The sequence below is a fragment of the Haloarchaeobius amylolyticus genome (genome assembly GCF_042678045.1).
Taxonomy (GTDB): domain Archaea; phylum Halobacteriota; class Halobacteria; order Halobacteriales; family Natrialbaceae; genus Natrinema; species Natrinema amylolyticus_A.
Genome location: NZ_JBHUDI010000011.1, coordinates 24574 through 47415 on the forward strand (window position 1 = coordinate 24574; position 22842 = coordinate 47415).

At 65.5% G+C, this 22842-nt stretch carries 19 protein-coding genes; 11 read left to right on the forward strand and 8 right to left on the reverse strand.

The annotated features are described in order from the left end of the window. Window positions 1-62 precede the first annotated feature (62 nt). Together ACFR99_RS16195 and ACFR99_RS16200 are read right to left on the reverse strand one after the other, a co-directional pair. Complete coding sequence (locus tag ACFR99_RS16195; RefSeq protein ID WP_390289419.1) at window positions 63-1820, reverse strand: excinuclease ABC subunit C; 1758 nt, start codon at window positions 1818-1820, stop codon at window positions 63-65. A 26-nt stretch (window positions 1821-1846) separates the two neighbouring features. Beyond that, window positions 1847-2539: a hypothetical protein gene (locus ACFR99_RS16200; RefSeq protein ID WP_390289422.1), complete on the reverse strand. Its 693-nt coding sequence runs from the start codon at window positions 2537-2539 to the stop codon at window positions 1847-1849. 167 nt (window positions 2540-2706) lie between these two features. On the opposite strand from ACFR99_RS16200, the gene ACFR99_RS16205 reads away from it, so the two are divergent. The 5 genes from ACFR99_RS16205 (at window position 2707) to ACFR99_RS16225 (ending at window position 6263) form a co-directional block, all read left to right on the forward strand. Further along, window positions 2707-2976 (forward strand): DUF7967 family protein, encoded by a 270-nt coding sequence (locus ACFR99_RS16205; RefSeq protein WP_390289425.1) that lies wholly within the window; start codon window positions 2707-2709, stop codon window positions 2974-2976. Window positions 2977-3088: 112 nt separating this feature from the next. Then, window positions 3089-4021 carry an ABC transporter ATP-binding protein gene (locus ACFR99_RS16210; RefSeq protein ID WP_390289428.1) on the forward strand — a complete coding sequence of 311 codons (933 nt, stop codon included), beginning with the start codon at window positions 3089-3091 and terminating at the stop codon, window positions 4019-4021. Further along, the gene (locus ACFR99_RS16215; RefSeq protein ID WP_390289431.1) at window positions 4018-4962 is read left to right on the forward strand and encodes an ABC transporter permease; all 945 of its coding nucleotides are present in this window, start codon (window positions 4018-4020) and stop codon (window positions 4960-4962) included. The genes ACFR99_RS16210 and ACFR99_RS16215 overlap by 4 nt, the downstream gene beginning before the upstream one ends. Before the next feature lie 82 nt (window positions 4963-5044). Then, window positions 5045-6016, forward strand: a complete 972-nt coding sequence (locus tag ACFR99_RS16220) for an ArsA family ATPase (protein WP_390289433.1) — start codon at window positions 5045-5047, stop codon at window positions 6014-6016. Window positions 6017-6074: 58 nt separating this feature from the next. Beyond that, window positions 6075-6263 carry a multidrug transporter gene (locus tag ACFR99_RS16225; RefSeq protein WP_390289436.1) on the forward strand — a complete coding sequence of 63 codons (189 nt, stop codon included), beginning with the start codon at window positions 6075-6077 and terminating at the stop codon, window positions 6261-6263. A 331-nt stretch (window positions 6264-6594) separates the two neighbouring features. Here ACFR99_RS16225 and ligA read toward each other — a convergent pair whose 3' ends face one another. The 4 genes from ligA to ACFR99_RS16245 form a co-directional block, all read right to left on the reverse strand. Then, the gene (gene ligA / locus ACFR99_RS16230) at window positions 6595-8679 is read right to left on the reverse strand and encodes an NAD-dependent DNA ligase LigA (protein ID WP_390289439.1); all 2085 of its coding nucleotides are present in this window, start codon (window positions 8677-8679) and stop codon (window positions 6595-6597) included. Window positions 8680-8767: 88 nt separating this feature from the next. Then, window positions 8768-9133 carry a 2Fe-2S iron-sulfur cluster-binding protein gene (locus tag ACFR99_RS16235; protein WP_390291272.1) on the reverse strand — a complete coding sequence of 122 codons (366 nt, stop codon included), beginning with the start codon at window positions 9131-9133 and terminating at the stop codon, window positions 8768-8770. 8 nt (window positions 9134-9141) lie between these two features. Further along, window positions 9142-10548: a selenium-binding protein SBP56-related protein gene (locus tag ACFR99_RS16240; RefSeq protein ID WP_390289442.1), complete on the reverse strand. Its 1407-nt coding sequence runs from the start codon at window positions 10546-10548 to the stop codon at window positions 9142-9144. Window positions 10549-10614: 66 nt separating this feature from the next. Continuing rightward, window positions 10615-10992 carry a 2Fe-2S iron-sulfur cluster-binding protein gene (locus ACFR99_RS16245; protein ID WP_390289445.1) on the reverse strand — a complete coding sequence of 126 codons (378 nt, stop codon included), beginning with the start codon at window positions 10990-10992 and terminating at the stop codon, window positions 10615-10617. Between the two features lie 248 nt (window positions 10993-11240). On the opposite strand from ACFR99_RS16245, the gene rio1 reads away from it, so the two are divergent. The 6 genes from rio1 to ACFR99_RS16275 all read left to right on the forward strand — a co-directional run bounded on the left by rio1 (window position 11241) and on the right by ACFR99_RS16275 (window position 19172). Next, window positions 11241-12116, forward strand: a complete 876-nt coding sequence (rio1, locus tag ACFR99_RS16250; RefSeq protein WP_390289448.1) for a serine/threonine-protein kinase Rio1 — start codon at window positions 11241-11243, stop codon at window positions 12114-12116. Window positions 12117-12227: 111 nt separating this feature from the next. Beyond that, window positions 12228-12785, forward strand: a complete 558-nt coding sequence (locus ACFR99_RS16255) for a KH domain-containing protein (protein ID WP_390289451.1) — start codon at window positions 12228-12230, stop codon at window positions 12783-12785. A gap of 299 nt (window positions 12786-13084) precedes the next feature. Further along, the gene (locus ACFR99_RS16260; RefSeq protein WP_390289454.1) at window positions 13085-14512 is read left to right on the forward strand and encodes a short-chain fatty acid transporter; all 1428 of its coding nucleotides are present in this window, start codon (window positions 13085-13087) and stop codon (window positions 14510-14512) included. A 94-nt stretch (window positions 14513-14606) separates the two neighbouring features. Beyond that, a complete protein-coding gene (locus ACFR99_RS16265; protein WP_390289456.1) occupies window positions 14607-15857 on the forward strand; it encodes an MFS transporter in 1251 nt (416 codons plus the stop codon). A 217-nt stretch (window positions 15858-16074) separates the two neighbouring features. Then, complete coding sequence (thsA, locus tag ACFR99_RS16270; protein ID WP_390291275.1) at window positions 16075-17736, forward strand: thermosome subunit alpha; 1662 nt, start codon at window positions 16075-16077, stop codon at window positions 17734-17736. Between the two features lie 440 nt (window positions 17737-18176). Then, window positions 18177-19172 carry an ornithine cyclodeaminase family protein gene (locus tag ACFR99_RS16275; RefSeq protein ID WP_390289459.1) on the forward strand — a complete coding sequence of 332 codons (996 nt, stop codon included), beginning with the start codon at window positions 18177-18179 and terminating at the stop codon, window positions 19170-19172. Window positions 19173-19210: 38 nt separating this feature from the next. Here the strand turns inward: ACFR99_RS16275 and ACFR99_RS16280 are convergent, their stop codons facing one another. Together ACFR99_RS16280 and leuS are read right to left on the reverse strand one after the other, a co-directional pair. Further along, entirely contained in the window at window positions 19211-19972 is a 762-nt protein-coding gene (locus tag ACFR99_RS16280) for a YqjF family protein (RefSeq protein WP_390289462.1), read from the reverse strand. 125 nt (window positions 19973-20097) lie between these two features. Further along, entirely contained in the window at window positions 20098-22755 is a 2658-nt protein-coding gene (gene leuS, locus ACFR99_RS16285) for a leucine--tRNA ligase (protein WP_390289464.1), read from the reverse strand. Between the last annotated feature and the right edge of the window lie 87 nt (window positions 22756-22842).

The window sequence follows — 22842 nt, forward strand, 5'->3', positions numbered from 1 at the left end:
AGCGTCGTCGAGCGGCCGCGCTGCTCACGGAATATCACAGTAAAACGTGTGTCCGCACGCGCTCAGAGTCTCGATTTGATCGTCTCGGCTGTCTTCTCGCCGATCCCCTCGACGCTCCGGAGGTCCTCGAGGCTCGCCTCGCGGACGTTCTCGACGCTGCCAAAGCGGCCCAGCAGCCGTTTCCGGGTCTCGGGGCCGACCCCCTCGACATCGTCTAACACCGTCTTCACCTCGTCGCGGACCGTCTGGTGGTACTGCACCGCAAAGCGGTGGGCCTCGTCACGAACGCGCTGGAGGAGATGCAGGTGTGGCGCATCGCTCGGCCACGCGAACTCCCGCTCCGGCGTTACGACGCGCTCCTCGGCTTTCGCCAGCGCGACCGCCGGCACGTCCCAACCCACGTCGGCGAGCGCGTCGCGGGCCGCCTCGAGTTGGCCTTTTCCGCCGTCGATCAGCAACAGATCGGGGTCAGGCCGGTCGTCACGGCCCCCGACGGCGCGACGGGCGCGCCACTCGAGCAAGGCACGCATGTTGTCGTAGTCGTCGTTCTGGTCAGTCAGCTTCTTCCGTCGGTACTCGCTTTTCTCGGCGCTGCCGTCGACGAACGTGACGTTGCTGCCGACCGCTGCCGTCCCCTGGGCGTGGCTCACGTCGAAGCCCTCGATCCGCCGGGCGGCGTCGAGTTCGAGCGCGTCCGCGAGCATGCCACACTCGTCGCGCCGACCGACGTTGCGCCGGGCGTTTTTCAACGCGAGGTCAACGAGTTTGGCCTCCCGACCGGCACCCGGGACGCGAACCGCGACGCCCTCGGTTGCGAGCCAGGACGTGACCTCGTCGTCGCCATGGCGCTCTGGCAACAGGAGGGCGTCGGGGAGCTCTCGTTCGGCGTAGTACTGGACGAGAAAGGCCGCAAGCACGCTCGCGACGCCCTCGGCCGTGCTCGCGCCGGTCGCGCCCGCGGAGCCGGGGGCCTCGAGCGTGTGGCGATCCCGGTCGACCAACTTGCCGTCCTCGGCGCGCAGGCGGGCGACGGTGGCGTCCTCGCCTTCGATGGCGACGCCGAGGACGTCGACGGCCCGTTCGTCGCCGACCGACTGGACCGCCTCACCGCCCTCGCCGTGGAAGGCCGCGACGGTCTCGAGCCGGTCCCGCAGGTTCGCCGCGCGCTCGAACTGCTGTGCTTCCGCAGCGGCTTCCATCTCCCGGCGCAGCGGGTCGGCGAGGATTCCCGTCTCGCCCTCGAGGAACCGTTCGACGGCAGTGACGTCCTCGCGGTAGCTCGCGAGATCGATTTCGCGGGTACAGGGGGCGGTGCACAGCCCCATCTCGTAGTCCAGACACGGCCGGTCGCGGCCCGCGTACTTGTGGTCCGAACAGCCCCGAATTCCGTAGGTCTCGCGCAGCGCCTTCACGACGGTCTCGACCTGGCGCTTGCTGGTATACGGGCCGAAGACGGTGGCGGACTCGTCGGGATCGCGGGTGACCTCGATCCGCGGCGCGTCGTGGTCGGTCACCTGGACCATCGGATAGGACTTGTCGTCTTTCAGCCGGACGTTGTAGCGGGGCTGGTGGCGCTTGATCAGGTTCGCCTCGAGCAACAGCGCCTGCGTCTCGGTGTCGGTGACGGCGATCTCGATGTCGTCGGCCCGGTCGACCATCCGGCCGATCCGTGCGCTGCGCGGGTCGGCGTAGGACCGCACCCGGTCACGGAGGTCGACCGCCTTCCCGACGTAGAGCGTCGTCTCACCCTCCCGAAACTGGTAGACGCCGGGCTCTCGCGGCAGCGATCCGGCGCGCTCGCGAACCCCATCGGCGTTCATCGGCGGCCCTACGGAGCGGGACGGTTTCAGCCTGACTCCTCGAGGTCAGCCCGGTCCCGGCTGCTGGCGCGTCGGCCCTTGCCTGTCTCGAGCGTCGACGGCGATCCCGACCCAGGTCGAATCGCGGCCTCGAGATCCGCGACCGGCTCGTCCGCGAGATCGGCCCCGGTGACGGGAATCACGAGGTCCTCGTCACCACTGACGCGCACGACGAGCAGTCGCGCGCGCGAGCGGACATAGTAGCCAATGAGGGCGACGGCGACGACGAATGCGGCGACGCCGACCAGGAGAACGCTCCACTCGAGGACCACGAGCGCCGTCTCGACTGCTGCGAGCGCGGCCTCGACGAGCCCGACGACGAGATCGGAGCCGGGCAGGGGGGCGATCCCCTCGAGACCGGCGGCCGGGACGAACGACGCGAATTCGACGGTCGTCGCCGTTTCCACTGCGGCGACGCCGGCGAACGCGGCAATGACGCCCGCACAGAGGACGGCCAGTCGCTGCGACGTTTCGATCGTGACGGTCCCGACGTTCGGCCGGTCGACGTGGCGAAAGTCCGGCCCGGACGTGTGGGGGACGAACGCCAGCACGCGCTGGGTCGTGACGACAACCGTCGCGCGCTCGAGGTCGATGCGGCGTTCGACGTGCTCCCCGTCGTAACACAGCTCGTCGGCGCGCTCGCGCCACTCGTCGATGCGGTCGGTCCGGCGGCTGGCCATCGGTAGTCGTCACCCCTCCACCGCCGATCACCAAGTACCTCGGGGCTCGTTCAGCCGTGTATGTGCGTCGTTCGCGCGTGTACGGTCGTCGTTCGGCCGTGTAGGCCGTCCCTTCGGGACGGCGCGAACGCGGTACATTCTCAGTGCTCGACCCCAAACCGCGGGCTATGAGCGACTCGACGGTGCAGTGCTGGCTGGTCGAACGGGAACTGGGCGACCGCGATTTCGTCACGCTGGTCTACGCGACGCCGGACGGCTTGCGCTATCAGCAGCGCCAGCGATCCTCGACGGCATTACGGACCGGCCCACAGGTCACCGCAGCGATCGACGTGCCGGAAGACGAACTCGAGGCGGTGCCCGACGAGGAAACCCGCGAGCGCTACGCCGCGGAGGCCGAGCGGACCGCAGAGCAGTACGATCCCGACGATCCGATCTGACGCTGGGTATCCGTGCACCCCTATATCTGCCGTTGGATCGGCTGACACTGATGAATTCAGCCGTAATCCGAGTGGCACAAACCTTATCGGGCACCGCTCCGACCACACAGCCATGCCCGCTATCACAGTCGACGAGCTGACCAAACGGTTCGGTCAGACCGTCGCACTCGAAGCGCTCTCCTTCCAGGTCGAGGACGGTGAAGTGTTCGGCTTCCTCGGGCCCAACGGCGCCGGGAAGTCGACGACGATCAACGTCCTCCTCGATTTCGTCCGCCCGACGTCGGGCTCGGCCAGCGTCCTCGGCATGGACGCCCAGCGACAGAGCCGGGAGATCCGCCGGCGAACCGGCGTCCTCCCCGAAGGCGTCGAGCTGTACGACCGGCTCACCGCCCGCCAGCACCTCGAGTTCGTCATCGACTCGAAAAACGCCGCCGACGACCCCGAAGCGCTGCTCGAGCGCGTCGGGCTGGTCGACGCGATCGACCGGAAGGCCGGCGGCTACTCGAAAGGGATGGCCCAGCGGCTCATGCTCGCGATGGCGCTGGTCGGCGAGCCAGACCTGCTGATCTTAGACGAGCCCTCGACCGGCCTCGACCCCAACGGGGCCCGCGAAATGCGCGAGATCGTCCGCGAGGAGAACGAGCGGGGCGCGACCGTCTTCTTCTCGAGTCACATCATGGAACAGGTCGAGGCGGTCTGTGACCGGGTTGGCATTCTGCGCGACGGCCGGATGGTCGCCGTCGACTCCGTCGAGGGGCTGCGTGACTCCCTCGGAAACGGCACGACGCTGCGGGTCACCGTCGACCGGATCGACGACGACAGCATGCAGGCGGTCCGCTCGCTGCCCGACGTGGCCGACGCTACCGTCGAGGACCGCGAGCCACCGACGATCGTCGTCACCGTCGACGGCTCGAAGACGGCTGTCCTCTCGGCGCTTGAGGACCGCGGCATCGAGGTGCAGGACTTCGAGACGACCGAAGCCTCGCTCGAGGATGTCTTCCAGACATATACGACCGATGCGGAAACGGAGGTGCACGCGCGATGAGCACCGAAACCACGACGGCGGGCTCGAGTGGCTCGCCCGCGAGTTCGATCGACCTCGAGAGTGTCCGCGCGGTCGCGAAAAAGGACTTCCAGGACGCGGTTCGCTCCTGGTTGTTCTGGGGGCTGAGCGCCTTCTTTTTCACGCTGATGGCTGCTTTAGCCGGCTTCCTCACGTGGGCGAATCCGGACGAGCTCACGACGATCGACTTCATCGCGCTCGTCAGTCAGGTGTGTAAGCTGGTCGTTCCGCTGATCGCGCTCATACTCGGCTGGAAGTCGATCGCCGGCGAACGCGAAACTGGCAGCATCAAGGTCCTGCTGTCGCTGCCCCACTCCCGCAAGGACGTCCTGCTGGGCAAACTCCTCGGCCGAACAGCCGTCCTCTCGCTGTCGCTTATCGTCGGCTTTCTCATCGCGATGGTCGCCGTCGCCTTTGCGGTCTCGGAGTTTTCCTTCCCCGCGTACGTCGCCTTCCTCGCGATGACGGTCGTCTACGGCCTGGCGTACATGAGCATCGCAGTCTCGCTGTCGTCACTGACCCGGTCGACGACGATGGCCGGCGCGGCGATGTTCGGCGTCTTCGTCCTCTTCTACATCGTCTGGAACTCGATCCAGACGGCACTCAACCTCCTGATGCAACGCGGCTACATCGAGGGCGTCTCCTATACGGTGTCTTTCGGCGGCCAGCAGATGGAGCAACAGCGCCTGCCGGACTGGGCGCAGTTCATCAACATGATCGATCCGGGCAACGCCTACCAGAACACGATCACGCTGTTCAGTGCCCTCTCCAGTGACCGGATCGGGACGTCGTTCAACGAGGCGGCCTTCCCCGATGGACTTCCGTTCTTCCTCCAGGACTGGTTCTCCCTGCTGATCCTGCTGTTCTGGATCCTCGTTCCGCTCGCCGTCGCGCTGTATCGGTTCGACCGCGTCGATATCTAACGCCTGTCGACGGCCGACCGTCGATAGGTCCGGTTCTGTTGTCGGGATGTCGTTTATATCAGCGACCGTGGTATCCGTGGTCGTGACCGACTGTATCTACTACGGCGGCAAAGGCGGCGTCGGCAAGACGACCTGTGCTGCGGCCACCGGACTCGCACTTGCTACCGCTGGGCAGCGAACCCTCGTCGTCTCGACCGATCCGGCCCACTCGCTGTCCGACTCCTTCGAGACCGACATCGGCTCGGAGCCGACCGCACTCGAGCTATCCGGGCCGCTCGAGCCCGAGACGAACCGCGAAGGCGAACTGTGGGGCGTCGAGATCGACCCGGCAACGCAACAGGAGCGCTACGAGAAACTGGCGCGTGCGCTGGCGGCGGATCTGCGCAGTGCCGGCATCAGCCTCTCGGACGCGGAGATCGAACGACTGTTCTCCGGTGGCGTGCCGGCCGGTAGCGACGAGATCGCGGCGCTCGACTTGCTGGTCGAGTACGTCGACTCCGGCGAGTGGGACGTGGTCGTCTTCGACACCGCACCGACGGGCCACACGCTTCGACTGTTCGATATGCCCGGCATCATGGGCAACGCCCTCGAGACGGCCAAATCGTTGCGGGGGCAGGCCCGCCGGATCGGCTCGGCTGCCCGCACGGCGATGTTCGGCCCGATGTCGATGCTCGGCGGGAAAGACGACGACGAGAGCCTCGAATCGTTTCAGGCCCGCCTCGAGCGCGCTCGCGAACTGCTGGTTGACCCCGATCGGACCGAGTTTCGGGTCGTCCTGATACCCGAGCAGATGGCCATCGCGGAGACCGAACGGCTCGTCGCGCGGCTTCGTGAGGCCGGGGTGCCCGTCGAGCGCCTGATCGTCAACCGGGTGCTCGAGGACCCACACGAGGGCTGTCCGCGCTGTCAGTCACGGCAGGCCCGCCACGAGGACCGGCTCGCGGAGATTCACGAGACGTTCCCCGACCTCGAGGTCGTGACGTTGCCGGATCTCGAGGGAGAGGTGCATGGGCGAGAGTCGCTGTCAATTATCGCCGAGCGAATGCCGACCTGAGTGGCCGTCTATCACGGTGGACCCGGACCCTATTATGTTGGGCAAATAACATTCTGATGTGGCACTCTCGATCGGGCGGTGCACGTCTCCGGTTATCACGGCGATCGGCATAGCCGTCGCACTCGTCGCCATCGTCGGGACACAGTACTTCGGCTGGGAGTGGGGCACGGGGCAGCTCGTGCCAACCGTCATCGGCATCGTGGCTGCCCTGATCGCGGCCTTCGTCGTATTCACCCGCCGCAGGTGAGGCCTCGCCGTTTCGGATCCCTGCGCTGAATCCCGATCGCTCGAATAGCATTTAACATTCCCTTCCGGACATTACCCACGAAGCTTATATACGATTGCTGACTGGTCAAACTCGTAGCAAAGACGCTACTGCCATCATGGGTACCCTGAAGACGCACCTGCGACGGCTGTTACGACTGCATTCGACGGAGCGGATCTACCGGTGTACGAACTGCGGTTGTACGTACGAAACCAACGAGACGAGCTGTCGAGAGTGTTGGAACGAGCGACTCGTTCGAATCCGGTAGTCGACGCTCGGTGCGTGCTGGCTCGAAGGCCGGGTTCTCGAGTGGCTACTCGAGGTCGATCCCCCGCTCCGCGAGCAGCGCCTGAAACTCGTCTTCATCGACGATCGGCACGTCGTTGTCCCGCGCGTCCTCCCGTTTCGTCGTGCCCGGATTCGAGCCGGCAACGAGGTAATCCGTGTTACCCGAGACGCTGCTCGTCGCGTTCGCGCCGTGCGCTTCGACCGTTTCCTGCGCTTCGCTGCGGGTCACCCCCTCGAGCGAGCCGGTAAAGACGAACGTGAGCCCGTCGAGTTCGTCGCCGCCGGTGTTGGTGTCAGCTTCCTGTGGCGAGACGTGCGCGAGGATGGCGTCGACGACAGCGGTGTTGGCCTCGCTCGTGAAGAAGTCGTGGATCGTCTCGGCGACGGTTGCGCCGATCTCGTCGACGCCCTCGAGCCGATCCGGGTCGGCTTCGGCGGCCTCGCGGAACGCCCCAAAGGTACCGAACTCGCGGGCCAGTTCGCGAGCCGTCGTCGGACCAACGTGGGGGATACCAAGCGCCGAGATGAACGCATCGAGTGGCGGCTCGCGACTGGCTTCGATTTCGGAAAGCAGGTTCTCGGCACTCGTCTCACCCCATCCCTCGAGGTCGGTCAGGTCGTCGCGCTCGAGGGCATAGAGGTCGGCGACGGAGTCGAGGAGGCCAGCGTCGACCAGTTGGCGGACGCTCTTCTCGCCCAGCCCCTCGAGGTCGAGGCCGTCGTCGCCGGCGTAGTACTCGATCGACCGGCGGAGCTGGGCGTCACACCCCAGGCCGCCGGTACAGAACGCGATGGGGCCGTCGCGCTCGACGGGACTGTCACAGACGGGGCAGGTGTCGGGCAGCTCGTAGTGGCCCTCGCTGTTTTTTTCGATGACCTCCTCGACGTAGGGGATCACGTCACCGGCCCGCTGGACGCGGACCGTGTCGCCGACGTTGACGTTCTTCTCGGCGATCTCCGCGGGGTTGTGCAGGCTCGCCCGCGAGACGGTGACGCCGCCGACGTCGACCGGCTCGAGCAGGGCCACGGGCGTCAGCCGGCCCGTCCGGCCGACCTGGACCGCCACGTCGGCAATCGTCGTCACCTCCGCGCGGGCGGGGAACTTGTAGGCGAACGCCCAGCGGTCGTGGCGGGCCGTCCGGCCGAGTTTCTCGCGGGCGTCGCGGTCGTCGACTTTGATCACAACACCGTCGATCTCGTAGTCTAGGTCGTCGCGGGCCTCGAGCATACGATCACGATAGTCGATCGCGCCCTCGATGTCGTCGACGACCGCCACGCGGTCGTTTACCCGGAGCCCCCAGTCGGGGAACCGCTCGAGTTCGGCCTGATGGCTATCCGCGAGCTCGCTGGCCTCGAGAACGTCGAAGAAGAAGACCGAAAGTGGGCGCTCGGCGACGACCGAGGGGTCGAGCTGGCGGATCGTGCCCGCGGTGGCGTTGCGGGGGTTCGCGAAGGGGTCCTCGCCACGTTCGATGCGCTCGCGATTGTACGCCTGGAACGCGTCTTTTGGCATGTAGACCTCGCCTCGCACCGCGAGGAAGTCGGGATAGTCGCCGTGGAGTCGCTGTGGAACCGACCCGATGGTGCGTGCGTTGGCTGTCACGTCGTCGCCTTCGTGCCCGTCCCCGCGGGTCACGGCACGCTCGAGCCGGCCGTCCTCGTAGACGAACTCCATGGAGACGCCGTCGAACTTGGGTTCGCAGACGTACCGAGCGGGACCGACCTCGCGACGGACGCGGTCGTCGAACTCACGGACGTCCTCGGCATCGCCGCTGGCGTCAATCGAAAGCATCGGCGCGACGTGCTCGACTGTCTCGAACGCCTCGAGCGGCTCGCCGCCGACGCTGCACGTGGGGCTATCGGGATGGGCGAGGTCGAACTCATCCTCGAGCTCTTGCAGGCGAGCGAACAGCGCGTCGTAGGTCCGATCGGCGATCAGCGGCTCGCTTTCGACGTAGTACCGACGGTCGTGGACGCGGATCGCCTCGCGGAGTTGCTCGACCTGATGTTTGGCTTCCGCCTCCGAAAGCGTCTCGACCGGATCGAAATCGGTCGGCGGATCCCGGAGGTAGGGGTTTTCCTCGTCGACGTTCTCGTCGGCGACTGGCATTGCTCGAGGATAGCGTCTCGCCCCCGTTAATGCTACTGACCGCGGCGCGTCCGAACCGTCAGCGGTCGCCTCGAGACGGACCGGCGCGTCACTTCCAGGGGTTGTCGACCAGTTCGGTGTGCACGCTCGGGCCAACGGCAAGTCGGCAGTCTGTCCGCGGCTCGGCGACACACAGCAGCACGTAGCCATCCGCCCGGTGTCGGTCCTTCAGGGCCCGTGGACACCGGCGATACGAGAACGCATCGTCGACAGCGGGAGTCTGATCGTCGTCCAACTCGCCGCCGGTGACCTCGAGCAGCCGCCCGGTACAGGTCCCGCAGGCACCGGTCCGACAGCCGTAGGGCAATCCGATCCCATCGCGCCCGGCCGCTTCGAGAACTGTCTCGTCCGCGCGGACCGCGAGCGTCCGCGTTCGGCCGGTGGGCCACTCGAGGCGGACCTCGTGACGTGCCATCGGTTCGGTCACTGCCAGACGTCGCTCGTACAGTCGCCGTCGGGCCAGCGGATCTCGTGGGCGCGGGCCGGGCCCGCCGGACACTCGCCCCAGTCGACGAGGAAGTCCTCGTCGAGCTCGAGAGTTCCATTCCGGGGATCGACGTCGGCTTTCAACATTACCGAGCCGCGTTCGGCCTCCTCGGGGTAGAACTGGTCGTCCCACGAGGAGAACAGCGAGGTGGTCCAGTAGAGTCGCTCGCCGTCGAGCGAGAGCTGGAGCATCTGCGGGCCAGCGCTCAGTTCGCGGCCCTGGACTTCCTGAACCTCGCCGAAGGTGCCCCCGACCGACAGCGAGTCGGCCCGTCGTGGGTTCGACGGGTCCGAGATGTCGTACATCCAGACCTCGCCGTGAAGCCAGTTCGAGCCGAACAGGTAGCGATCGTCCATCGAGATCAGGATGTCCGTCGTCAGGCCGGGAACGGGCATGTCCCAGTCCTCGTGCTCGCGGGCCTCGAAGTCGATCGCCTTCTCCGCGCGATACTCGCCGGCTTCCTCGTCGCGCCAGAAGTGGAAGATGTTCGACGAGAGCGCGGCCCCGACGAACCCGTGAGTCGATTCTGGCGTGTGGAGGAATCGCACCTCGAGCGGGATCTTCCCTTCCTCGCCGAGGTCGATCGTCTGTTCGACAGTGCCGTCTTCCCAGTCCCAGAAGTGAATTTTCTGACCGTACTTGCCCTCCCCGACATCTTCGAGGTCGAAGCCCGGATAGTACGTCTTCGGCGCGGCCCACTCGCTCGAGACCATTACGTTCTGGCGTGGCTGGTACCAATAGTCGTAGTTCATCTCGATCTCGCCTGGCGGCTCCCACCGGCCTTCGATCTCGAAGTCCTCGTTTAACTCGAGAAAGCCACCGGGGAGCTCGCCGTCGGCGTCGCCGAGCATGCTGATCAGGATCTGTCCGTCCGGAATGCAGTGGACCGTATGCGGTGCCGAGAGGTCGTACTCGAAGACCTCCTCGGGTTCGATCACCTCGACCAGTTCGGGGTTTCGCCGGTCTTTCGCGTCGATCACGTGGAGCCGCGACGACCGTTGGCCGGGAACGATCAGGTGTTGGCGCTCGAGGCCTTCGACGTGACACGACGACGAACAGGCGTTCCACCCGAAGTGATGGAGTTCATCGCCGCGGTTAGGCATCTCGATGCGGTCGACGATCTCGCAGTAGGTCTCCGAGTCGGGATCGAGGTCGACGACCGCGACGAAGTCCGGCGCGTCGATGTCAGTGCCGACGTAGAGACTCATCACGTACGCCAGCTTCTCCCGGCCGCCCTCCTCGATGGCGGCCTGTGGCGTCACGTACCCAGGGCCCTCGTGGTCGTGGTGGTGCTCGTGGTCGTGGTCCGGTTCGACGTCTCTAGGTGTGCTAGCATCACTCATGAGAACCACCACCACGAGCAAGAGGATAAGTCTAGCTGGGACCTGTGACGGCAGCGGGCGGGGGAGCTACGACCAGGGGCTGTCGCCGACTTCGGCGCGTACCCGCGGGCCGACCTCGACGCGGCAGTCGGTTCGCGGGGACGCGATACATAACAGGACGTAGCCGTCCGCCCGCTCGCGGTCGGTCAGCGCCGCCGGCGGGCGCCGATAGGTGAACGCGTCGGTGTCGCGTGGCTGCTCCGCTCCGCTCGCGTCGGATTCGGACTCGCCGTCCTCGAGCGCGAGCAACCGGCCGACGCAGGTGATGCAGGTCCCCTTCCGGCAGTCGTACGGCAGCCGGACGCCCGCCCGCTGGGCCGCCTCGAGCACCGTCTCGTCGTCGGCGACCTCGATCGTCCGGTTCGGGCCGTCGATCCGCTCGAGGGTTACGTCGTGGCCCGTCATCGCTCGGTCCCCGCGGGGCGGCGTTCGGTCGAGTTACTCACAGCCGATAGCTACCACGGACGTCGCAAAAAGTGTGCCTGGGGGTCGCCTGATACGGTCTGCTGTCACGAGTTATCGGCGGGGCCGCAGGATGACTCGCAGTCGCGCCGGTACTGACCGACAGGCGTCCGTCTGACTGTCGTCGACACCAGCAGGGTCTTCGAACGAGTCCCAGTATTTACCCACGCTCGACCCGTAGAGCCGAATAGATGGGACAGGGAACGGAATTCGGACTGGTCGACCTCGAAGAGGTCGACACCCCAGGTGACGAATGGGAAGAGATCGACGTCTCGGATACCGAAGCGGATCGGATCGCCCGCAAGCGCGACCGGGAGTTCGAGCAGTTCGAGGAGCGCATCAAAGACGCCGACCAGTTCAAAGTCGAGCAGTCGGTGTTCGACGACGCGACCTTCGCGGCGCTGTACAAACTGGTCCAGGACGGCCACGTCGAGGCCTTCGGCGGGCCGCTCTCGACGGGCAAGGAGGCCAACGTCTATCACGCACTGGGCGACGACCGCGAGGTCGCGGTCAAGATCTACCGGATCAACGCCTCGAACTTCCGGCAGATGCGCGACTACCTCGAGGGCGATCCCCGCTTCGAAGGTCTGGGCGGCCAGAAGAAAGACGTCGTCCTCGCGTGGACGAAAAAGGAACTGGCGAACCTCCGGCGAGCGAAAGCGGCCGGGGTCCGCGTACCCGAGCCGATCGCGACCGAGCGCAACGTCTTGGTCATGGAGTACATCGGCTCCGAGGACGGTCGCGCGAAGCGGCTCGGCGAGGTCCACATCGAGAACCCTCAGACCGCCTACGAGGTCATGCGCGAGTACATGCGTCGACTCTACTCGGCCGGTCTGATCCACGGCGACTTGAGCGAGTACAACGTCGTTTTCGACGAGGACGAGGGACAGCTCGTGTTCATCGACCTCGGACAGGCCGTCACCGTTCACCACCCCAACAGCCGCGAGTTCTTAGAGCGGGACTGTCGGAACGTCGCCTCGTTTTTCTCCCGACAGGGACTGGACGTGTCCGAAGACGAGTTGCTCGAGTTCGTCACGAGCCCGGAGCCGGATCCCTCTCGAGACTGATCGTCGTGCACCGCACCGGCCACCATCCGAGACAGCCGTGTGCGTGGCTGCAACACCCTCGCAGTAGTCGCGGACCAAGGTCTTAACCTCACCCAGCCAGTAACGGACTGTATGCAGCACGTGAAGATTCCGCAGGACCGCATCGGCGTTCTCATCGGCGAAGGAGGCGAGACGATGCGCGAGATCGAGGCGGAAGCCGAAGTGCGACTCGACATCGACTCGGAGAACGGCTCCGTCGCCGTCGAAGCCGTCGGCGATCCCGTGCTCGGACTCAAAGGTCCCGAGATCGTCCGCGCAATCGGTCGCGGCTTCGCCCCCGAAGACGCCCTGCGGCTGCTCGAGGACGACATGATGTTGTTCGACGTCGTCGACATCGACGCCGCCTCGCGCAACAAAAACGACATGAAACGCAAGAAAGGCCGGCTCATCGGCGAAGGTGGCCGGACCCGCGAACTGATGGAAGAACTCACTGGTGCCGACGTCGTCATCTACGGCTCGACGCTCGGCGTCATCGGCGCACCACAGGAGGTCGACGCCGTCCGCAGCGCCGCCGAAATGCTGCTGGATGGGGCCCCACACGGTGCGGTCTACTCTTTCCTCGAGGACAAGCACAACGAGATGAAACACAAGGGCATGGAGTACCACCGGTTCCCCGGTGGCCAGTCCTGACCGCAAGACGCTCGCCCCTCGAGTCGGCAGTCGTGTTCTTGAATCGATGATCGATTGGTTTTCGGCGTCGAGTTGACGGCTTCACAGCGACGCGTACGCGAAGCTACGTCGAGCACGAGCCGACCGCCGACCCACAACGACAATAGCAGACGGCGAACCGGCGGGTCGGCCGTATCGCCGGCCCGTCGCTCGAACTCAGCTTTCCATATCCCGCACGGAAGTGACTGTCCGGATATATTCTCACTCGTTTGTGGATAAAAACAATCAAGGTTTATATAGTGGTGGTGAGATCGAAAGTCATGGCATCGAGTACCACAGACGAATCGGCACTCGAACGGATGGGCGACGGAATGGCCACCTGGGTCGAGCGGTGGATGCCCAGTCCGTTCCTGTTCGCCATCATCCTCACGTACATCGTCTACATCGCTGCCGTCGTCGGGACGGATGCCGGTATATTCGAGGCCGTCGAGTTCTGGTACGACGGCTTCTGGGCGTTCCTGACGTTCGCGATGCAGATGGTGCTTATCCTGATGACTGGGTTCGTCGTCGCCTACCATCCACGGGTCAACGCTGGCCTCCGGCGGCTGAGCCAGTTGCCCTCGAGCGGGAAGCAAGCGGTCGTCCTCGTCGGCATCGTGTCGATGGGACTTGCCTGGGTCCACTGGGGCCTCGGGCTGATCATCGGTGCCATCTTCGCGCGTGAGATGGGAAAGACGGCCTACGAGAACGGCATCACCGTCCACTACCCACTGCTGTGTGTGGCAGGCTACATGGGCCTCGGGCTGACCTGGCACTGGGGCCTGTCCGGTTCCGCACCGCTGTTGCTCGCGACTGAGGGCAATGAGTTCATCGAGATGGGGCTGCTCGAGGGGACGATTCCCACCTCCGAGACGATCCTGCACCCCTACGCGCTGACGCTTACCGTTCTCTCGATCGCATTCGCTGCGGTCGTGCTCTACCTGCTGAGCCCGGCGCCCGAACGGTCCCGAGAGATCACGGAGTACATCCCCGAAGCGGACCTGTTCGAGACGAGTACCGACGGCGGCGAGTTGCAGACGGCAGCCGAAGACGAGCCCGACACAGGGTTGGGCGATTCGGTTCCCGCAGAGCGGATCAACAACAGCCGGCTCATGGGCGGCCTGATCGCCCTTGCCGGGATCGTGATGGTCGGCTACACGTTCGCGACGCTCGGCCTCGATGCGCTCAACCTCAACGTCGTCAACTTCGCGTTCCTGATGGCCGGATTGGCAATCTACACGCGCCCGCAACTCTACCGTGAGCGCTTCGGCGAGGCCTCGAGCGCCGCCGCCGGGGTCATCCTCCTCTTTCCGTTCTTCGCCGGGATTCAGGGCATCATGGCGTCTTCTGGTCTCGCGGAGATGATCGCAGAGGGGCTGCTCACGATCTCCTCGCCGGCCACGTTCCCGATCTTCGCCTGGCTTGCCGCGGCAGTCACCAACATGTTCGTTCCCTCCGGCGGCGGCGAGTGGATCGTCCTCGGGCCGTCGGTGCTCGAGGCCGCCCAGTCGTACGACATTCCGGCAGCCCACGCGACGATGGCGTACGCCGTCGGTGACGCCCACACCAACCTGCTGAACCCGTTCTGGGCGCTCCCGCTGCTCGCGATCACCAAGATCAAAGCCCGTGAGATGTTCGGCTACGCCATCGCCATGCTGGTATTGCTGATCCCGTTCCTCGCGGTCGTCCTCTACGCCGTCCCGTACTGAGACGCCTGCTCTGTGCGCCGCGTTCGAACCGGTACGATTTCGCCGCTTTCGCTCGATTCACGATGTTCGACTCACGATATCGACCGCTATCTCAATGAATCGCCCCTACTACGGCTGGATCGTCGTCCTTGCGTGTTTTCTAGGCTCGTTCGTCATTTTCGGGCTTTCGTACTCCTTCGGCGTCTTCCTCGAGCGGATGGCGACGGACTTCGCCCGCTCTCGAGGCGTGACCACGATCGCATTCGGCGTCCAGACCTTGCTGCTCTACGTCGGCGCGGTCCTCGTCGGCGTGTTCGTCGATCGACTCGGCACGCGGCGAATGCTCGCCGTCGGGACGGTCGTGCTCTGTCTCGGCTTGCTCTGGACCAGCGTGGCGACGTCGTGGCTCACGGTCGTCCTCGCCTACGGCGTCGTCACCGGGCTCGGTATGAGTATCGTCTACGTCGTGGCGTATGCGACGGTGCCGCGCTGGTTCGATCGGCGGGCAGGATTCGCTGGCGGCGTCGCCTCTGCCGGCCTCGGCGCCGGTATGCTCGTCGTCGCACCGGCGGCGACCGCGCTCATCGATCGCGTCGGCTGGCGCTCGTCGTTTTTCGTGTTGGCCGGCGTCGTCGCTGTTCTCTTGCTCGTGGCGACGCTGCTGATCAAGGATGAGCCCACGACGGAGCCGGTTCCAGCCGGGGAGTTTTCCGGGTCTCGAGGTGGTGAGGCAACGCCGAACGGCGGGCAGCGAAGCACCCGTACACAGCCGTCGCTCCGAGCCCAGTTCGGCGAGATTTACGCCGTGGCACGGTCGCCGTCGTTCGGGCTGGTCTTCGTCGGCTGGATACTGATCTACACGACGATGTACATCGTCTTCGTCCACCTCGTCGTCCACGCCTCCGATATCGGGCTCTCCCGGACCGCCGGCGCGACCGCGCTCGCGCTTATCGGCGGCGCGAACGCGATCGGTCGGGTGGGAATCGGCTACGCATCGGACTACGTCGGCCGCGTTCACGTCTTCGCCGGCTGCTCGACGGTGATGGGCGTCTCGACGCTCGCCCTGCCGGCACTCGAGACGACGACCGCACTCCTCGGGTTCGCACTCGTGTTCGGTCTCGCCTACGGCGGAAACGGCGCGTTGCTCGCACCGCTGACCAGCGATTTGTTCGGCCGGGAGAACCTGAACGCAGTGTTTGGACTGGTTTCGGGTGCCTTTGCTCTCTCCGGGCTCACCGCGCCGTTTCTCGCCGGCGTCGGATACGACGTGCTCGGAACATACACCCCTGCGTTCGTGAGCGCCGGGCTGGCCGCCGTCGTCGGCGCAGCGGCGATCATCGCTGCCAAGCGACTCGAGGGGGCGTAAGGAGGCCATCTCCGGCAGCGGCCGAAATGTCGCCTCGAGCAAGTTGCTCGCCGCCGATTTGCGTCGCGGGAGGAACGAAGAATAATATAAATACCAGGCGAAGCGCTCGGGTGGAACGACCGGAGTGGGGCCTCGTACAGTGATTTGACCCGACAATTCTCGAAGGGTTTATATAGAATCGCAAACAATCCTTCGCTTGACTATGGCACAACAGCAGATGGGCAACCAGCCCCTTATCGTACTCTCGGAGGACAGCCAGCGAACCTCCGGAGAGGACGCACAGTCCATGAACGTACAGGCCGGGAAAGCCGTCGCCGAATCGGTTCGGACGACGCTCGGCCCGAAGGGGATGGACAAGATGCTCGTCGACTCCTCGGGCAACGTCATCGTCACGAACGACGGTGTCACCCTGCTCTCGGAGATGGAGATCGACCACCCCGCGGCCGACATGATCGTCGAAGTCGCCGAGACCCAGGAAGAGGAAGTCGGTGACGGCACGACGAGTGCCGTCGTCATCGCCGGTGAACTCCTCAGCCAGGCCGAGGACCTCCTCGACCAGGACATTCACGCGACCACCCTCGCACAGGGGTATCGCGAGGCCGCCGAGGAAGCGATCGACGCGCTCGAGGAGATCGCTATCGACGTCGACGAGGACGACACCGAGGTCTTGGAGCAGATCGCCGCGACGGCGATGACCGGCAAAGGCGCCGAAAGCGCCAAAGACCTGCTCTCGGAACTCGTCGTCGAGGCCGTTCGCGCGGTCGCCGACGACGACGGCGTCGACACGGACAACATCAAAGTCGAGAAGGTCGTCGGCGGCTCCATCGAGAACTCCGAGCTCGTCGAGGGTGTGATCGTCGACAAGGAGCGCGTCTCCGAGAACATGCCCTACTTCGCCGAGGACGCCAACGTGGCGATCGTCGACGGCGACCTCGAGATCAAGGAAACCGAGATCGACGCCGAGGTCAACGTTACCGACCCCGACCAGCTCGAGCAGTTCCTCGAGCAGGAAGAACAGCAGCTCCGCGAGATGGCCGAGCAGGTCGCCGACGCCGGTGCCGACGTCGTCTTCGTCGACGGCGGTATCGACGACATGGCCCAGCACTACCTCGCCAAGGAGGGCATCATCGCCGTCCGTCGCGTCAAGTCCAGCGATCAGAGCCAGCTCGCCCGCGCGACCGGCGCGACGCCCGTCTCGAGCGTCGACGACCTGACCGAGGACGATCTCGGCTTCGCCGGCAGCGTCGCCCAGAAGGAGATCGCCGGCGACCAGCGCATCTTCGTCGAGGACGTCGACGACGCCCAGGCCGTCACCCTCATCCTCCGCGGTGGCACCGAGCACGTCATCGACGAGATCGACCGCGCCATCGAGGACTCCCTCGGTGTGGTGCGCACGACCATCGAGGACGGCAAGGTCCTCGCCGGCGGCGGCGCACCCGAGATCGACCTCTCGCTTGCCCTGCGTGACTACGCCGACTCCGTCGGTGGCCGCGAACAGCTGGCCGTCGAGGCCTTCGCCGACGCGCTCGAGGTCATCCCGCGCACGCTGGCCGAGAACGCCGGGCTGGACCCCATCGACTCGCTGGTCGAACTCCGCAGCGCCCACGACGGTGGCGACACCGGTGCTGGCCTCGACGCCTACACCGGCGACACCATCGACATGGACGCCGAGGGCGTCTACGAGCCGCTGCGCGTGAAGACCCAGGCCATCGAATCCGCCACCGAAGCGGCCGTCATGCTGCTGCGCATCGACGACGTCATCGCTGCCGGCGACCTCGCCGTCTCCCACGACGACGACGAGGACGAGGAGATGCCGCCGGGCGGCGGTGGCATGGGCGGCATGGGCGGTATGGGCGGTGGCATGGGCGGCATGATGTAAGAGCGGTTCGGAACGAACGTAGTGAGTGAGAACCGCTGAAAGCGAGCGGGGAACGGAGTGGCCCGCGAGCTAAACCTAAATTTTGCTCTGCGGGCCGCCGAAGGCGGCCCTCGGCAAAATTTAGTATAAAAGCCTCCTCACTCCCGTTGGTTGCTCGTCGGCCCGAGCGCGGAGCGCTCACGGGCTTCGCCCGTTCGCTTCCGCGGTTCTCGCCCTTCGGGCTCCGAACCGCGCTTCGCTCGCCGATGCTCAGCGTTGCGACAGCGGGACCGAGAAAGCCATTCACCTGAACCTCTCTCGAGTCGGCCCGATTTTCTGCTTTCACCGTCGCTCCCGGTTCGATCGGTTTTCTATTCGAGTGCCGTGATCCGCGTTCGCTCGAGTCGCGTCCACTGCATCGTTCACGACGACTTAAGTAGCCGCCACCAATAGTCACGAGTATGAACACGCTGCTTCTGGACAGCGACGACGTCGACGAGTACGCGCGCCTCGCCGACGTCATCGATGCCGTCGAGGGTGCCTTCGGAGCCTTCGAACGCGGCGACACGCAGATGCCCGCCAAGTCCTACATCGACCTCCCGCAGTACAACGGCGATTTCCGGTCGATGCCCGCCTACCTCGATACTGGCGAGTGGGACGCGGCCGGGCTCAAGTGGGTCAACGTCCACCCGGACAATCCCGAGGATCACGACCTGCCAACGGTCCTGGGGACGATGATCTACTCCGACCCCGAGACTGCGTTCCCACTTGCGATCATGGACGGGACGACGCTCACGATGAAACGCACCGGGGCGGCGGCGGCCGTCGCGACCGACTATCTGGCCGTCGAAGACGCCTCGAGCCTCGGGCTCGTCGGAGCCGGCGTCCAGTCGTATATGCAACTCGAGGCGATCAGCGAGGTCCGGCCGATCGAGGAGGTCGTCGTCTCGGACCCCGACGAGGAGCGCGTCGAGCGGTTCGTCGAGACGTACGACGACCAGTTCGACGTTCGCGGTGGCTCGATTTCGGAGGCCGGCCAGTGTGACGTCCTCTCGACGGTGACGCCAGTCGAGGACCCGATCGTGAGCCTCGAGGACGTCGGCGAGCACACGCACATCAACGCCATCGGCGCCGACGCCGAGGGGAAACACGAACTGGACGACGCGGTGCTCGAGGCTGCCCGGATCGTCATCGACGACCACGAGCAGTGTACCCACTCGGGCGAGATCAACGTCCCCTACGGCGAGGGTGTGCTAACGGACGGGGACATCTACGGCGAGATCGGCGAACTCGTCGTCGGTGCGAAAGACGGCCGGACTGCGGAGACGGGTCTCACGGTCTTCGACTCGACCGGGCTCGCGATCCAGGACGTGGCGGCTGCACACGTGGTCTACGAGCAGGCGTCTGCGGACGGTGCGGGGTACGGGTTCGACATGATCGGCGCCGACGAGTTGTAGGGTCTCAGCCCAGGCCGTGCGGCTGTCGACAGGCCGTATCACTTCCCACGCAATCGGCGCGGAATCGAGCCGGTCATCGAGAGGTCGTCGGCGTAGTGGACGACCGGATCGCCGGTCGGCCTCGGCAGGTCGTTCGCCTCGAACATGGTGTTCTCGTGGATCGTCACCGCGGCAGGCTGGAGCGGCCACGGATCGTGTGCGATCTCGCCGGCCAGGACACCCCTCGCGCTCGGCGCGTAGAACCGTCGGCGGGCGGTAAGCCAGTACGCGAGCGTGTCCGGTTCGGCGGTGAAGACCTCGCCGTCGGGACGATAGGTTGCGGCAAAGCGAGCGGGGCCGTCACGCGCCGTCTGCTGGCGGTCACTTGTGAACGTCACGTGTTTCTCCTCGGTGGCACCGACCCGGATGGTCGCGTCGTAGACCGGCAGCCGGGTCGCTCGGCCGACAGCCGTCGCGACCAGTGAGTTGCCGACGTCGATGCTGAAGAAAAACAAGCCCGGATCGCCCTGATACCGGACGTAGGTTCGGACGTTCAGTTCGCCGAAGGCCAGCCGTGCGATCGACGGCGTTCCGCGGATGCCCACGTTCGTGAGCACGAACGGGAGCACGCCCACCCAGGCATGGCCGTCCCTCGTCTCGAGGGTTAACTGGCCGGGAACGTGCGGTCGCAGCGCGTCCGGGTCGACCGGCCAGTGGACGAACAGCCCGTCGCGCCAGGTCATCGCGGCGACGTGTGGTGCGTTCGGTGACGACCCCCCTGCGAACGTCCATCGAAACGGATCCGTGCGTTGTTCGGTCATCCTCGGAACCAGCGAGTGTCACGCCTCTACAGCGAGCCAGCGTATAAAATAGATAGTCTGTTGTTAGATCCGATGGCGGTTCGTGTCGCAGGCCGCCGTCGGCGTCGGTCTCATACGGACTCCTCTCAGTCGTCGATCTCGATCGCCGGCCGACCGGGTTCGGCGTTTGTGAGGACGCTCTCGTCTGCCTCGTCGGCGCGGACGACGTCGACCGGAGCCTCGAACTCGCGTTCGATCAGCCACGCGGCCGCCTCGAGTGCCTCGTACTCTTCCTCGGGCGCGAGACTCATCGTCAGCGCCTCGCGTTCGGCCTGGAGGTCCTGGCCGTAGTCGGCCGCGGCGTCGCCCTGTTCGCGGATGTGCGACTGCTGCATGAGTTCGCCGATCAGGTTGTCCGCATCGCTCTCGATGGCGATCTCTAAGGCGTCGTACTTCCAACCAGGGGCGATAACGACGTCGATCGCCTGGGGATCATCGATACCGGCGACCTCGACGATGTCGCGGATGTCCTCGCGGGTGTTCTCGACCAGCCGACGCCGCTTGGCGACGCGATCGCGGTCGATCTTCGCGGTCGGCCAGTCGGCTTCGGCGACGAAGCCGTCGCCACCGAGTTCGTCGTACAGTTCTTCGGCGAGATGGGGTGCGACCGGCGCAAGCAGTCGGACGACGGCCGACAGCCCACGCTCGAAGGTCTCGGCATGGGGCTCGGTGTAGTCGGCGTACTGGCGCAGCGTCCGCGTCAGATCCTGGGTCTCCCGCAGCGCCTTGTTGAACGTCAGGTCGTCGTACTCGTCGCTGGCGATGGCGATCGTCGCGTCGATCTCCGCGTCGACGTAGCTGGCGATCGCGTCGTCGTCGCCGTCTGGCCGGTCTGCGACGTAGTCCTCGACCATCCCCTGGAGTCGGGTGAGGAAGGCATAGGTCGACTGCACACCTTCCTCGCTCCAGTCGAAGTCGCGCTCGGGCTGGGCAGCCTGCATCATGAACAGCCGCGCCGTGTCCGCGCCGTACTCCTCGACGATCCGCTGGGGCGAGACGACGTTACCCTTCGACTTGGACATCTTCTCGCCCTCGAGCTGAACCATGCCCTGTGCCAGCAGATTGGTGAAGGGCTCGCGGTGCTCTAAGCCCTCGTGGTCGGCGAGCACCTTGGTGAAGAATCGCGAGTAGAGCAGGTGCATCACGGCGTGTTCGATGCCGCCGACGTACTGGTCGACGGGCATCCAGTCGTTGGCCCGCTCCAGGTCGAAGGGGACCTCCTCGGAGCCGGGTGAAACGTACCGCAGGAAGTACCACGACGAGTCGACGAAGGTGTCCATCGTGTCGGTCTCGCGGGTCGCCGGACTGCCACAGTCCGGACACGTCGTCGCCTTCCACTCTTCGGCGGCGTCGAGCGGATTCCCGGTCGTGTTGATGAACTCCGGCAGTTCGACCGGCAGGTCCTCGTCGGGGACCATGACGGGGCCACAGTCGTCACAGTGGATGACCGGGATCGGCGTCCCCCAGTAGCGCTGGCGGGAGATCCCCCAGTCGCGCAGCTGATACTGGGTGGCCTCCTCGGCGCTCTCGATGTCCTCGGTGAGTCGCTCGCGGGCGGTCTCGCTGTCGAGGCCGCTGTACTCGCCGGAGTTGATCAGGACGCCGTCGTCCGTGAACGCCGCCTCACTGACGTCGGGTGCGTCGGGAACCGTCTCGCCGTCCCAGTCGTCGGGTTCGGGGGCGATGACGGGCTTGATCTCGATCCCCATCTTCTCGGCAAACGCGTGGTCGCGCTCGTCGTGCCCGGGCACGGCCATCAGCGCGCCCGTCCCGACGTCCGAGAGGACGAAGTCCGCCACGTAGACCGGGATCTCGTCGCCCGTGACGGGATTGGTTGCAGTCAGACCCGTCTCGACGCCGTTTGGCTCGTCGCCGTCGGGGTCGGCTTCGTGCTCGATGAAGTGGCGAACGTCGTCGTCTTCCTCGGCCAACTCCTCGCTGATCGGGTGGTCGGGCGCGAGCGCGAAGAACGTCGCGCCGTGGATCGTGTCGACGCGGGTCGTGAACGCTTCGACGGGGCCGTACCCTTCTATATTGAAGTCCAGTTCCGTCCCGTACTGGCGACCGATCCAGTTGCGCTGCATCTGGCGCACCGAGTTGGGCCACCCCTCTAAGTCGTCGATAGCCTCGAGCAGTTCGTCTGCGTACTCGGTGATCTTCAGGAACCACTGCTCGAGTTCGCGCTGTTCGACCGGCGTATCACAGCGCCAGCAGAGTTCGTCGTCGCCCTCGACCTGTTCGTCGGCCAGCACGGTCTCACACTCGGGACACCAGTTGACCTCGGCGTCGCGGCGTTCGACTAGTCCTTCCTCGTGGAACCGGGAGAAGAGCCACTGGTTCCACTGGTAGTACTCCGGCGTGCAGGTGGTGATTTCGCGCTCCCAGTCGTAGCCAAAGCCCATCGCCTCCATCTGGTCGGTCATCGTCTCGATGCAGTCGAACGTCCAGTCACGCGGGTTCGTGTCGCGTTCCTTGGCCGCGTTCTCCGCGGGGAGGCCGAAGGCGTCCCATCCCATCGGATGGAGCACGTCGTCGCCTTGCATCCGGCGATACCGGGCGTACGCGTCCGTGATCGTGTAGTTGCGGACATGGCCCATATGGAGCTTGCCGGACGGATACGGGTACATCCCCAGGACGTACGTCGGATCGTCGACGTCATCGGGCGTCCGATAGACGTCCGCGTCGTCCCACGCCTCCTGCCAGCGCCGTTCGACCGTCGCGTGGTCGTATCCCTCGTCGCTCATTTGCTTATATACGTCTCTGTGAGACATCTCCCTATACCTTTCCATACACTAGTCCGTCAGACCACTGTACGGCACTGCTCACCGTCC

What these genes read in the sequence shown, in the direction of transcription:
- ACFR99_RS16255 (WP_390289451.1), top strand. Translation starts at nt 12,228, where the DNA reads ATGCAGCACGTGAAGATTCCGCAGGACCGCATCGGCGTTCTCATCGGC.
- leuS (WP_390289464.1), bottom strand. Translation starts at nt 22,755, where the DNA reads ATGAGCGACGAGGGATACGACCACGCGACGGTCGAACGGCGCTGGCAG.
- ACFR99_RS16280 (WP_390289462.1), bottom strand. Translation starts at nt 19,972, where the DNA reads ATGACCGAACAACGCACGGATCCGTTTCGATGGACGTTCGCAGGGGGG.
- ACFR99_RS16240 (WP_390289442.1), bottom strand. Translation starts at nt 10,548, where the DNA reads ATGAGTGATGCTAGCACACCTAGAGACGTCGAACCGGACCACGACCAC.
- ACFR99_RS16245 (WP_390289445.1), bottom strand. Translation starts at nt 10,992, where the DNA reads ATGACGGGCCACGACGTAACCCTCGAGCGGATCGACGGCCCGAACCGG.
- ligA (WP_390289439.1), bottom strand. Translation starts at nt 8,679, where the DNA reads ATGCCAGTCGCCGACGAGAACGTCGACGAGGAAAACCCCTACCTCCGG.
- thsA (WP_390291275.1), top strand. Translation starts at nt 16,075, where the DNA reads ATGGGCAACCAGCCCCTTATCGTACTCTCGGAGGACAGCCAGCGAACC.
- ACFR99_RS16265 (WP_390289456.1), top strand. Translation starts at nt 14,607, where the DNA reads ATGAATCGCCCCTACTACGGCTGGATCGTCGTCCTTGCGTGTTTTCTA.
- ACFR99_RS16205 (WP_390289425.1), top strand. Translation starts at nt 2,707, where the DNA reads ATGAGCGACTCGACGGTGCAGTGCTGGCTGGTCGAACGGGAACTGGGC.
- ACFR99_RS16260 (WP_390289454.1), top strand. Translation starts at nt 13,085, where the DNA reads ATGGCATCGAGTACCACAGACGAATCGGCACTCGAACGGATGGGCGAC.
- ACFR99_RS16275 (WP_390289459.1), top strand. Translation starts at nt 18,177, where the DNA reads ATGAACACGCTGCTTCTGGACAGCGACGACGTCGACGAGTACGCGCGC.
- ACFR99_RS16195 (WP_390289419.1), bottom strand. Translation starts at nt 1,820, where the DNA reads ATGAACGCCGATGGGGTTCGCGAGCGCGCCGGATCGCTGCCGCGAGAG.
- ACFR99_RS16235 (WP_390291272.1), bottom strand. Translation starts at nt 9,133, where the DNA reads ATGGCACGTCACGAGGTCCGCCTCGAGTGGCCCACCGGCCGAACGCGG.
- ACFR99_RS16210 (WP_390289428.1), top strand. Translation starts at nt 3,089, where the DNA reads ATGCCCGCTATCACAGTCGACGAGCTGACCAAACGGTTCGGTCAGACC.
- ACFR99_RS16200 (WP_390289422.1), bottom strand. Translation starts at nt 2,539, where the DNA reads ATGGCCAGCCGCCGGACCGACCGCATCGACGAGTGGCGCGAGCGCGCC.
- ACFR99_RS16215 (WP_390289431.1), top strand. Translation starts at nt 4,018, where the DNA reads ATGAGCACCGAAACCACGACGGCGGGCTCGAGTGGCTCGCCCGCGAGT.
- rio1 (WP_390289448.1), top strand. Translation starts at nt 11,241, where the DNA reads ATGGGACAGGGAACGGAATTCGGACTGGTCGACCTCGAAGAGGTCGAC.